Source organism: Streptomyces sp. NPDC048270, assembly GCF_040652335.1.
GTDB lineage: Bacteria > Actinomycetota > Actinomycetes > Streptomycetales > Streptomycetaceae > Streptomyces.
This window is the reverse complement of the sequence record NZ_JBEZLV010000057.1, coordinates 19,080-29,953: the sequence shown is the minus strand read 5'-3', so window position 1 is coordinate 29,953 and position 10,874 is coordinate 19,080. Positions and strand designations below refer to the sequence as shown.

General features: G+C 67.9%; 16 protein-coding genes. 2 read left to right on the top strand and 14 right to left on the bottom strand.

Features of this window, described 5'->3' with window-relative positions; genetic code table 11:
• Positions 1-268 precede the first annotated feature (268 nt).
• On the top strand, positions 269-847 hold the full coding sequence (locus AB0D66_RS31255) for a TetR/AcrR family transcriptional regulator (protein WP_362310583.1): 579 nt from the start codon (positions 269-271) through the stop codon (positions 845-847).
• A 255-nt stretch (positions 848-1,102) separates the two neighbouring features.
• On the opposite strand, the gene AB0D66_RS31250 is transcribed toward AB0D66_RS31255, so the two are convergent.
• Positions 1,103-1,525, bottom strand: coding sequence for a nuclear transport factor 2 family protein (locus tag AB0D66_RS31250; protein WP_362310582.1), 423 nt, complete (start codon positions 1,523-1,525; stop codon positions 1,103-1,105).
• Between the two features lie 96 nt (positions 1,526-1,621).
• Here AB0D66_RS31250 and AB0D66_RS31245 point away from each other — a divergent pair, with 96 nt between their 5' ends.
• Positions 1,622-2,221, top strand: a complete 600-nt coding sequence (locus AB0D66_RS31245; RefSeq protein WP_362310581.1) for a TetR/AcrR family transcriptional regulator — start codon at positions 1,622-1,624, stop codon at positions 2,219-2,221.
• On the opposite strand, the gene AB0D66_RS31240 is transcribed toward AB0D66_RS31245, so the two are convergent.
• From AB0D66_RS31240 to AB0D66_RS31180, 13 genes are all read right to left on the bottom strand, one after another.
• On the bottom strand, positions 2,199-2,639 hold the full coding sequence (locus AB0D66_RS31240) for a GNAT family N-acetyltransferase (protein WP_362310580.1): 441 nt from the start codon (positions 2,637-2,639) through the stop codon (positions 2,199-2,201). The two genes, AB0D66_RS31245 and AB0D66_RS31240, sit on opposite strands and share 23 nt — an antisense overlap.
• Positions 2,640-2,824: 185 nt before the next feature.
• Positions 2,825-3,388, bottom strand: a complete 564-nt coding sequence (locus tag AB0D66_RS31235) for a type VII secretion system-associated protein (protein ID WP_362310579.1) — start codon at positions 3,386-3,388, stop codon at positions 2,825-2,827.
• Positions 3,381-3,803 (bottom strand): hypothetical protein, encoded by a 423-nt coding sequence (locus tag AB0D66_RS31230; RefSeq protein WP_362310578.1) that lies wholly within the window; start codon positions 3,801-3,803, stop codon positions 3,381-3,383. The genes AB0D66_RS31235 and AB0D66_RS31230 overlap by 8 nt, the downstream gene beginning before the upstream one ends.
• Positions 3,793-6,258: a hypothetical protein gene (locus AB0D66_RS31225; RefSeq protein ID WP_362310577.1), complete on the bottom strand. Its 2,466-nt coding sequence runs from the start codon at positions 6,256-6,258 to the stop codon at positions 3,793-3,795. Before AB0D66_RS31225 ends, AB0D66_RS31230 begins: the two co-directional genes overlap by 11 nt.
• Positions 6,255-6,704 carry a DUF6507 family protein gene (locus AB0D66_RS31220; RefSeq protein WP_362307486.1) on the bottom strand — a complete coding sequence of 150 codons (450 nt, stop codon included), beginning with the start codon at positions 6,702-6,704 and terminating at the stop codon, positions 6,255-6,257. Before AB0D66_RS31220 ends, AB0D66_RS31225 begins: the two co-directional genes overlap by 4 nt.
• Positions 6,705-6,749: 45 nt before the next feature.
• Positions 6,750-7,061 carry a pore-forming ESAT-6 family protein gene (locus AB0D66_RS31215; RefSeq protein WP_361759939.1) on the bottom strand — a complete coding sequence of 104 codons (312 nt, stop codon included), beginning with the start codon at positions 7,059-7,061 and terminating at the stop codon, positions 6,750-6,752.
• Between the two features lie 43 nt (positions 7,062-7,104).
• Positions 7,105-7,437: a hypothetical protein gene (locus AB0D66_RS31210; protein ID WP_362307490.1), complete on the bottom strand. Its 333-nt coding sequence runs from the start codon at positions 7,435-7,437 to the stop codon at positions 7,105-7,107.
• Between the two features lie 126 nt (positions 7,438-7,563).
• Positions 7,564-7,902, bottom strand: a complete 339-nt coding sequence (locus AB0D66_RS31205) for a hypothetical protein (protein ID WP_362310576.1) — start codon at positions 7,900-7,902, stop codon at positions 7,564-7,566.
• A 66-nt stretch (positions 7,903-7,968) separates the two neighbouring features.
• The gene (locus tag AB0D66_RS31200; protein ID WP_362310575.1) at positions 7,969-8,607 is read right to left on the bottom strand and encodes an OmpA family protein; all 639 of its coding nucleotides are present in this window, start codon (positions 8,605-8,607) and stop codon (positions 7,969-7,971) included.
• Positions 8,608-8,611: 4 nt separating this feature from the next.
• Positions 8,612-9,001, bottom strand: a complete 390-nt coding sequence (locus AB0D66_RS31195; protein WP_362310574.1) for a hypothetical protein — start codon at positions 8,999-9,001, stop codon at positions 8,612-8,614.
• Positions 9,002-9,230: 229 nt separating this feature from the next.
• Positions 9,231-9,875 carry a pilus assembly protein TadG-related protein gene (locus tag AB0D66_RS31190; RefSeq protein ID WP_362310573.1) on the bottom strand — a complete coding sequence of 215 codons (645 nt, stop codon included), beginning with the start codon at positions 9,873-9,875 and terminating at the stop codon, positions 9,231-9,233.
• On the bottom strand, positions 9,872-10,072 hold the full coding sequence (locus tag AB0D66_RS31185) for a hypothetical protein (RefSeq protein WP_362310572.1): 201 nt from the start codon (positions 10,070-10,072) through the stop codon (positions 9,872-9,874). Before AB0D66_RS31185 ends, AB0D66_RS31190 begins: the two co-directional genes overlap by 4 nt.
• Before the next feature lie 110 nt (positions 10,073-10,182).
• Positions 10,183-10,872 carry a response regulator transcription factor gene (locus tag AB0D66_RS31180; protein WP_362310571.1) on the bottom strand — a complete coding sequence of 230 codons (690 nt, stop codon included), beginning with the start codon at positions 10,870-10,872 and terminating at the stop codon, positions 10,183-10,185.
• Between the last annotated feature and the right edge of the window lie 2 nt (positions 10,873-10,874).

The window sequence follows — 10,874 nt, the reverse complement described above, 5'->3', positions numbered from 1 at the left end:
TCGTCGGAATCGCCGTACTCGTGATCATGGTGTCCAGCGAGGCCAACAGCATCGCGATCATGACCGCCGTCAGAACGAGCCGCACATTGCGCGGCTTCGCCTCCTCAGAAGTCCCGGCAGAATTGGCAGTGTCCACCATGTCCCCTCCCCTGACCTTCCCCATGCACAGCTCGCCGGTAGGCACTTACTTGCCGCCCGGCTAGTTCGTCATTAAGGTAGACCCGTAACTAGCCGGGCGTCAAGTAAGTTCGCAAGCCGAGGAGATTCCATGTCCAGCAGCACTACGCAGAGGCGGCGCGGGGATACGCGTCAGCGCATCCAGGACGTGGCGCTGGAGCTGTTCGTCGAGCAGGGCTACGAGAAGACCTCGCTGCGCGAGATCGCGGAGCGGCTGGAGGTCACGAAGGCGGCGCTGTACTACCACTTCAAGACCAAGGAGGACATCATCGTCAGCGTCTTCGCGGACCTGACGCGGCCGATCGACGAACTGATCGTCTGGGCCCAGGAGCAGCCGCCGACCCTGGAGACCAAGCGGGAAGTACTGCGCCGCTACAGCGAGTCGATGGGGGCCGGGGCCTCGCTGTTCCGCTTCATGCAGGAGAACCAGGCCACGATGCGCGACCTCAGCATCGGCGAGACCATGAAGAACTGGATGTTCCAGCTGGTGGAGCTGCTGCGCACCAAGGACGGCCCGCTGACCGACCAGGTGCGGTGCGTGAGCGCGCTGTTCACCCTCCACGCGGGGCTGATGTACCTCCAGCACGTGGAGGGCGACCCGGAGGAGACCCGCCTGGCGGCCCTGGAGGTCGCGACGGACCTGATCACGCAGGCCCACCAGGCGGCGTAGCGAGGGAGTGCCGGCCGGACGAAGGGGGGGGTCCGCCGGCCGTGCGGTCGCGCGGGCCACCGGCAACCGGCAGGCGCCCACCGGCCACCCAGCAACTGGCCGTCGGTCGCAGGCAACTGGCAGCCGGTTACCGGTCACCCAGCAACACTGGCTGTCGCCCGCAGGCAACTGGCAGCCGGTCACCGGTCACCGGCCACCGGTCACCGGTCACGACCGACGCGCGCCCGCCCCCCAACCGGCCTGTGGCGCGGCCGATCAGACGAGCCGTCGGTCCCCGGCCGCGATGGGGACGTCGTTGATGCTGGCCTCGCGCCGCCGCATCAGCCCGTCGAGGTCGAACTCCCACTGCTCGTTGCCGTGGCTGCGCCACCACTGTCCGTCGACGTCGTGCCACTCGTACTCGAAGCGGACGGAGATGCGGTTGCCGGTGTACGCCCAGAGCTCCTTGCGGAGCCGGTAGTCCAGCTCGCGCTGCCACTTCTCGGCGAGGAACTCCCGGATCTCGGCGCGCCCGGTGAGGAACCGGTCGCGGTTCCTCCAGACCGAGTCCTCGGTGTAGGCGAGCGCGACGCGCTCGGGGTCCCGACTGTTCCAGGCGTCCTCGGCGGCCTGGACCTTGGCGCGGGCGGACTCCTCGGTGAAGGGCGGCAGGGGCGGGCGTACGGCGGCTGCGGTCATGGCGGTCCCTCTCGTGCTCAACAGGGGAGAACGTTCGTTCTCACGATAGAGAACGCTCGTTCTCCAGACAATCGGAACTGGACTACCCTTCCCCCCATGGACGACGAAGAGGCCCGCACCCGACTCCTGGACGCGGCAGAGGCGCTGTTCTACGCCGACGGCATCCAGGCGGTCGGCATGGACCGCATCCGCGCGGAGTCGGGCGTCCCCCTCAAACGGCTCTACCGGCTGTACCCGGCGAAGGACTCCCTGGTCACGGCGTATCTGGACCGCCGCGACGAACGCTGGATGAGGAGCCTGCACCAGGCGGTGTCGGCCGCGGCGGAGACCGGGAACCCCAAGGTTTCGGCGAACCCGGCGCGCTCCACGGCACCGGTCCTCGCGGTCTTCGACTGGCTGGCGGCCTGGTTCTGCGAGCCGGACTTCCGGGGCTGCGCGTTCCTGAACGCCTACGGGGAGCTGGGCGCGGGCGGCCCGGCGGCCGTCCTGGACGTCGTACGCCGGCACAAGGCGCGGCTGCGCTCCCTCCTGGCCGGCCTGGCCGGCCCGGACGAGGAAGCCCTGGCGGACCAACTCCTCCTCCTGGTCGAGGGCGCGACGGTGACCGCCGCCCTGGACCCGGGCCCGGCCCCGGCCCACCGGGCCCGCGAGGTGGCGGAACGCCTCCTGAGCCTCAGCCCGCCTTCCGCACCATGAACACGTCCACCGCGTCCTCGGCTTCCACCGAGAAGCCGTGCCGCTCGTACAGCCGTCGGGCCGCGCTCCCCTGGAGCACGTTCAGCCGGACGAGGACCCCGCGGCGGTCGCACCGCTCCAGCAGCCGCCGCAGCACCGCCGACCCGATGCCGCTGCCCTGCAAGGACTGGGCCAGGTAGAAGTGCTCCAGCCAGTGCGCGCCTTCGGCCGGTCGCAGCGCCACGCAGCCGGCGAAGGCACCGCCCACCTCGATCACCCAGGTGTGCGCCGGGTCGAACCCGTCCCGCAGCCGCTGGCGCACCCGCTGCGCGTCGTACCGGCCGAGCCGTTCCAGATCCGCCCGCAGCACCACCGCACGCAACTCGGCCACGGCCTCGACGTCCGACCCCGAGGCCGGCCTGATGTCCCAGTCCCCCATGATCACCACGCTACCGCGCGGCGCGTTCGGTCGGGCAGGGCCGGGAGGGCGTCAGGGCGCCGCTCACGGAACTCCGCCAGCCGCGGCTGCTCCTCACCGGCTGGTCCGGCACCCCCTTCCGGCCGGTACGGCGGAGGTGCGGCGCTCCGGACCGCGGCCCCCGCCGTCGGCAACGCGGTATCAGGTCAGCTCAGCAGATCGGCGACAGGAACGTGCACGGAGACGGTGCCTCCGGGGTTCAGCTTCAGGTGGGCGTCGACCGGCAGGCTGGCTGCGAGTCGCAGAGCGTCCATCTTCCGCAGATCAGGAGCCGTGCCCGGGGCGTGGCTCACGTCGGTGAAGGCTTCCACGACCCTGTGGCCGCCTGCCGCCGCACGGTCCTCCCCGAGGCCGACGGTCGCTTCGGGGACCAAGTAGAGACTGGATTTCGCGAGTGCCTGGCAGATGGCGGCCTCGGGCCCGTACCCGGTGACGGCGAGTTGAATGGCCGCGTCCACCGCGTCGGTCGGCTCGGGCATTCCCATGGTGCGCGGCGAAGGGCGATATTTCGCGTTGCCCTTGAACTCATCGGTGATCACACCGTCGTCGTCGACTTTCCAGGCACCCATGATGGCGTAAGGGGGGACCCGGCCGTCCGGGTCGACGAACGGGTCGATCGCATAGACCCATGAGCCGGGGTTCTTAGCCGCCTCTGCACGCATGGATTCCGTGATCCAGCGGGCCGGGTCCGGAGTCAGTGATTCACTCATGTCCCTTGCTTCCGAGTCTGCGAACGAAGTCCCTCTGTTCACCCACGTAGGCGAGACGACCACACTCGTCGTCCGGCACTGCGTCGAAGATCCCGACGGTGACCGGCCGGTCCGCCAGAGGCCAGCGGTAGGCCTTCCTGCCGCCTCCCATTTCCAGTGCCATCCTACTGGGATACACATCACGGCAGGCACCCTCGACCGCGGGCTTCAACCCTTCCCGCTCAAGCTCCCGGCGGACATCCGCCAGAGCCTCGAAGAGATTCCACGCAGTGGCCTCCACTACCTTGCCGGAGTAGGAGATCCGGACCGTGTATTCGGTGTCCGAGAATTCCGCTACCAGCCTTCCCGGCGCGGACCCGCCTTCGGAGACGAGAGCGACCTCCGAGTCATGCAGCACTTCCATCTCACCGGACACGTTCACCCCCGGGGCGGTAGTTCGGGTTGGGAATCAGGTCACCGAGTTCACCCGTCGCGTAGTTGTAGGGTCGGGCGCCCTTGATGTATTCGGGTCGGATTCCTCCGGGGAAGGCGATCTCCATCTCGTAGTCGAGGGGGTGAGGCCCCATGGAGGTGTTCACATCGATGCCACCTGGCAGATCGAGCTCGTAAGTGTACTTTCCGCCGAAGTCCTCACCGATGTCATCACGGTACGAGGTGCTGATGAACGCCGATTCGTCACTCTCCTCGACATAGTGACGAAGGTCGACCCGTGAGGGATCCAAGGGCTCGAAGCCGCTCTCGAAGATGTCCTCAGGCTTCCTGTTGTCGCTCCTGTACAAGGGAGCGTCGTCGGTACGCCAGACGACCGGCATGCCCAGCTGGTCGAGATCGATGCTGTCGTCCGTCGCCGCCCCGAGTCGGTTCGGCTCGCCCCCGTCTGTCGCACCCGCCCCAGGTCCGCCCGCGCCGTCGCCCGTACCTCCATCGCCGCCGTGGCCGCCACCAGTGGAGGGGCCGTCACCGTGGCCCACGCCCGTGGACGGGGTGTCCGTGTGGGTGGCGGCGCCGGTCGGCGTGGTGTCCGCGGCGTGGCTTGCGCCACTCGTCGGGGCGGGGTGGGTGTGGCTGTTGTGGATGCCGTTGTCGGCCATACCGCCAGGAGTGATGTCCGCATGGGGCCCCGGGACATGGTCCGCCTGGTGGAGCGGGGTGGACACCTCGGAGCCGAGGTGGACGCCCGCGTCCGCGCGGCCGCCGACGCCCGCCAGGACGCGCTCGGGGACCTCGACTTTGATGGGTGCCTCGACCTTGATCGGCGGCTCGGTCTTGCCCGGGGTGGCGTGCAGGGGGGCGTCCGTGTCCGGCTTCGCGGGGTTACCGCCCGGGGGCCTCTCGGCCTTCTCCGGCGTGGCGTGCAGGGGCGCGTCCGTGTCCGGCTTCGCGGGGTTACCGCCCGGGGTGGCATGGAGCGGAGCGTCCGTGTCCGGCTTTGCCGGGGGCTTGCCCGGCTGCTCGACCGGCGACTCGTCACCGCGCTGGAGGACGCTGCCGTCCTCCTTGTACAGGTTGCCGTCGCCGTCTACGTACTTCGCCGCGCTGTCGTCGAACGGCAGCTTGACCGTGCCCGGCGGCAGGGTGGCGGTGCCCTCGGGGAGCTTGATGTTGCCGTCGGGGAGCTTGACCGCCCCGTCCGGGATCGCCGCGCCCTTGGGGAGCTGGATCGAGCCGTCGGGGAGTTTGAGGGAGCCCTCCGGCAGGGCGAAGGCCCCGTCCGTGTCGATCTTCGGGACCTCGATGTTGCCGAGGCCCTTCAGGCCGGCCATCACATCGCCCGCCTTCGTGATGCCCGCGCCCGCGCCCTTCATGATGTACGTCATCGGGTCCACGACCCGGCCGGTCTTGCCGGCCAGCGACAGCGCCTTCGCTACTGCACCGGCCTTGCCGGCGCCGGAGACCGCACCGCCGGTACCGCCCGTGGCGATGGTGGTGATCACGTTGAAGGTGACCGCGCCCGCCGCGCGGCCCGGGTTGGAGCCCCACTGGTCCCAGGCGAGCAGGGCCTTGCCGGTCTCCTTCATCGCGGTGCGCGACTCGCGGAGCCAGGAGGGCAGCTTGTCGTCGGGGGCGGAAAGGAAGACGGCGCCGGCGCCGGGGATCGACATGATGGCGAGGCCGGTGCCCAGCTTCGCCAGGCCCGTCCAGGACTGCTTGAAGGTGTCCCAGCCCTGGAGGCCGACGAGGCCGCCCAGACCCTTGAGGGTGCCCCACACGCCGTCGACGAAGAAGCCCTTGGTGAACTCCCAGCCGTGCTCCCAGATCTGCCAGCCCGGTATGGACTCCTCCACCGCGTCGCCCCACGGCAGGGACTTGGACTGCTTGAGCACCTCGGCGTCGTAGCCGTACATGCCCTCGCCGTGCGAACCGTCGTCCGTCTTCAGGGGCTTGCCGCCGACCAGGGCGACGATCTTGGCGTGGCAGGCCTTCTCCACGTCCTGGAACTCGGCCCACACCTCGGCGATCTTGTTGCGGCGCTCGAGGTTCTCGTCGATCAGATCGCCGTCCTCACGCCACTTGTCGTCCTTGTCGGTCTTCTCACGGAACGACGCCGCTTCGGCCTTCAGGGCTTCGAGCTTCTTGATGACGGGTGCGGCATCACGGGAGTACGTACCGAGCGCGCCGGCGATCGTGCACATGTCGGAGCTGAGTTTGAGGCCGAGGTCGGAGACCGGCTTGGTCGTCGCGAACAGCTGGTCGGCCTCGGGGGCCTGGTAGAAGGCCCGGACCCCGCCGAAGCTGGTGTGGACGTCCGAGGTCTTCGTCGCGACCACCGCACCGCCCGACGAGATCAGCTTGACCTTCTCGTCCAGCGTCGCCAGATTCCCGGTGAAGACCGGCACCTCGGCCGGATCGACCGGCGCGTCCCCACTCACTTCTTGCCCCCCGGCTTCTCACGCAGCACTTCTAGATTGACCGACTTGGCCGCGTCCTGCGCCGCCTTGGCCTGGTCGAGGTCGCCTTCCAGGTACTCGTTCGTCGCCTTCACCGCACCGAGGATGCACGCCTCGATCCGCTCCGCCATCGACTTGAACTCCGGCTTGCGGGTCGTCAGATACTCACCCAGCGCGGCCGCGACCGGACCCATCGCCTTCTGCGGCGCCAGATAGGGCACGCCGCGATTCGGCGTCGCACCGGGGGCCAAGGGGCCCTGCGGCGTCATCCCCGACGCCGAGCCCGGCACGGCCGTCCCCGCGGCCTGGGCCGCCTCCGACATCGCCGTGAGCAGGTCGTTCAACGCCTTCTCCAGCTCACCGGCGTTCGTGCCGACCGTTTTCAACTGGCCCTGTACACCTTGCGGTTTGATGTCCCACGCCGTCATCGACGAACTTCCCCCGTGTCATGACCGTTCCGACCGACCTGCAGATCAGCCGATGTTGTCGACCGCTGCCTTCGCCCGCTGCAGCGTCTGCTGCGCCGTCGCGTCGTTCTTCTCCAGCGTCGTGTTCAACAGCTGGATGATGTTCTTGACCTCCTGCGACGCGTTCTTCCACCGCAGCTCCTTGGCGTGGTAGTCATCCGCCACACCATCCGCTGCGAAGTCCGTCATCGCCGCCGCGACCTGCGCCTCACGCGCCGCGATCACCTGCTCCAACTGACCGATCACGGCCTTGATACCGCCCTGCACCTCCGTCGAGGCACCCAGGTCATACGCACGACGATCCGTCCCACCAGCCACCACAACCACACTCCCCGTGAACGTTGAACGTAAAGAAGAAGACCTAGCGGCCGCGGAAGCGGGCCGCGTCGAAGTTCGCCGAACCCTGCGTCTGCCGCGCGTTCTCACCCTGCTCCTGGTCACCCGACCCGAACGCCTGCTCCATGCCCGACTGACCGCCCAGGATCGCCGCCAGCGAAGCGTTCAGCTCCTTCGCGATGCCATCCGCACGCAGCTTGAACGAATCGAACGCGACCTTGCCCTGCCCCTGAAACTTGCCCTCCAACGGCTGCGCCGCGGCCACCAGCTGCTTGATCAGCGAACCCAGGTCCGTATTCGAGCCACGCGACCCCGACATCAGGTTCGTCAGAACCTGCGTCCCCATGTCGAACTTCATCCCACACCCCGCACGTTTGGATGATCTTAAGTATGCCTACTTCGATCAACCTACATCGCTCCTGCAACGAGCAACGAGTCAGTTGTGACGTACCTATGACACACCGCGGGTGCCGGGACGAGCACCTCAGATGACCCCGGCCGTGCAGAACACGCACGCCTCCCAGAACGGCAGCGCGCCCAGCACCCTGTGGCGCACGCAGGAGGCCATCGCGGCCTCGGCCGGCCCGGGCAGGCGGCCTGCGCCGGCCCTCGCGGTCGCAGGGTCGAACTCCGCCACCATCGCCCGGTACGTGCGCAGGTACCCCTCGGCGCGGGGCGGCTCGTACGTCAGCTCCTCCCACCGGTGGCGGGAGAGCGCCAGATCGAGGACGCGCAGCAGGAAGTCCTTGGCAGCGGCCCGCTCCTGCGGCGTGTCGCCCCAGTCGAGCTCGGCCAGGCCGAAGCCGACCATCCCACGCCCCATCACGTTCTGGTCCTGGAGCGTCAGCAGGGCGGCGAAGCGGAAGTGCCAGGGCGTGTCGTGTCGGCTTCAGCCTTCCGAGGTACGGGGGAAGGTGATCTCGACGCGGCGGTTCTTCTTGCGGCCCTCTTCGGTGCCGTTGTCGGCGATGGGGTAGTCCTCGCTGTAACCGCGGACGTCGAAGACGACGCCGGGGTTGGCGACGGTCTTGGCCAGCTCGGCCTGGACGGCGTCAGCGCGCTTCTTGGAGAGCTCCTTGCCGTGTTCGTAGCTGCCCTGGTCGTCGGTGAAGCCGAAGACGCGGACGCGGGTCGCCTTCTGCGTGTTGATCTCGGCCGCGATGGCTTGTATCCGGGCGGCGGCCTGGGCGTTGAAGACGGCGCTGTCCTCGGGGAAGAGGACCTCGGACTGCAGCGCCATCATGACCGTCTGGTTGGTCTCCTGGCGGCGCTGCTCCCCGCCGAGGTCTTCGACGACCTCGGCGATGTCGAGCACCTTGGCGGGGGCGAGGGTGCCGCCCTGAGGGATCTTCAGGCCGGGGGAGGCGGAGTCGATGGGGACGGGGGCGGAGGCGGATGGCTCTGCGCCGGGGGGTACGGACGGTTTGACTTCGTCGGCGTGGGCGGTGGTCGCGCCGACGAAGTGTGCACCGGCGATGACGAGTCCCGCTACAGCGGTGACGGCGGCGGTTCGGTGGTGTTTCGTCATGGGGTCACCCGGAGATCTTGATGGTCGCCGTGGCAAAGGTGGGAAGTGTGAAGTCGACTTCAGACTTGTCGGCGGGCGGAGCCGGAAACTGTGCGAAGAAGGGAATGCTGCCGCCTGCCTTTACAAGGGAGACTCCCGTGGTGCACAGGCACCGGCCTTCTGTGTCGCGCAGTACGTAGTACCTCTTCTTCCCCACTCGGTCTACCAAAGTCGCTCCGGCTACTGACTCGCCTCCGCCAGTCAACTCGTTGCCCCGCCAGGCGGCAGTACCGTTGAAGTCCTTGTCGCCAGAGTTTTTGATCTGCCCATTGACTGTGACGAAGCCTCCGGCATCACGAGCTACAGAGTTGATCACCATGACGATGCCGCTCTCCCCGTTAACCGTCGCGAGCACCTGGGTAGGCTCTGCAGTCTGACTACTGCTCGGCGCAGGGGCCGAGGCACCCCCACCAGCCTGTGGCGTGGACGATTTTTGAGGCTGTGCCGGCTTCTTGTCGTCGCCGCCCCCACATCCGGCCAGCGTGAGGGCCAAAGCGGCCGTAATCGCAACGGCCGCTCCCCCGCGGACCTTCACCAAGTGCCGCATGCTCATCTACGCCGCTTCCTCACTTTGATATTCGCTGTCAGACGACCAGTCGCACGCTGAAGAGCTTCCTCGCCAGCTGGGGCAACGGGCCGGGGTTCAAGAGGTCAAGTTTGATGGGCTCGACGCCCTTGCACACGAAGTTGACGGAGCCCGGATTCGGCTGCCCACCAGGGGTAGCAGTCGGGCTTGGCGGGGGGAGAGGAGGTGAGGAAGGGGTCACAACGGCACCCAGTGAGCAGCGTGACTCGATCACGGCCGTTGCCTTGGCGAATCCGTAGGTCTCGCCACTCCCAGGGACCACCGAATCCCCAACCGCGCCGGTCGTCTTCACATTGACGGTGAAGCGCGGTAGAGCCTCCTCGCACTCCGCCGTGGCGTCGTTCAGAGCTGCAAAGCGCTCCGCCGTAATGCAGGCTCCGGTTACATCGAGGCGCTCGACATCAAGGATCGCCTCCCAATCACTCGGCTTGAGAGCGCCCAGGTCGAGCCCCACGAAAACTCTATCCCTGGCATCACGCGCGGCGGCCAGTGCTGCAGCATCAGCAGCACCCTGCGCATTGCTGCGTGTGGTGCCAGCCATCCCGACAACAAAGAATGCGAGCGCGGCGAAGAGCAGACCCGCCACCACCACAATGTAGATGGGGAAAGCCTGCCCCCGATCACCGAACCTGCGTGCGATCATTTGCCCGCGGTGATACCTGTGATCTGATCCTTGATCTTGGTGGTGATGTTCTGGCCGATGCCCGTACCCACGATCGCCCCGATGATCACCACGACCACCAGGATGATCCCCAGATACTCGAACGCCGTCTGGCCGCGATCCGCCGCACCTCTCCCCGCGTACCGCTTCCGCATCCTCGCCAGGGTGTTCTGCAACATGAAAGTTCCCTCCCGGGCCGGTGCCACTGCTGGTTTGCGGACGGTACGGCGAGTCACCGGTCGTAACCAAGGGTCCCGGGGCCCAAATACGGACCCATTGCGCACTCCGTCTACCCATGACCGGTCACTCCTGGACGGGCGGTTCCCAGCCAGCGGGCTATGGCCTCGCTGCGCGTGGTGCTGTGGAGCTTTGCGAAGATGCGGTTGATGTGGTTCTTGACCGTCTTCTCGCTGATGAAGCAGGCGGCGGCGATCCGCTGGTTGTTCATCCCGGACGCGATCAGGTCCATGATCTCCACCTCCCGCGAACTCAGCCCGAAGACAACAGAGTTGTGCATCCGCTCAGACGAGGGTGCCACAGTTCGTTGCTGTTGCGAAGAGGTCCGGAGTTCGGAGAGAAGGGCGCTTGCCGCCGTCGGGGTGAAGTGGGGGCGGCCCTCGGGGGCGTCGCGGACCGCGCGCAGCAGGTCGGACGCCGTGAACTCGCCGTGGACCAGGTAGCCGCCGGCGCCCAGCAGCAGCGTCTCGCGGACGACTTCGGACTCCCGGCTGTACGTCAGCATCAGTACGGGGGCCAGCTGTACGAGGTGCGGCAGCGCCGAGATGCCGTCCACCCCCGGCATCCGGACGTCCAGCAGGACCACGTCCGGGGCGTGCCGGCGGGTCAGGCTCAGGGCCTCGCGGCCGTCCGACGCCTCCGCTATGACCTCGATGTCCTCGGCCGCGCACAGGATCGCCGCCAGCCCCGCCCTGATGACCGGGTTGTCATCGGCGATCAGCACGCTCAGTCGGGCGGCCACGG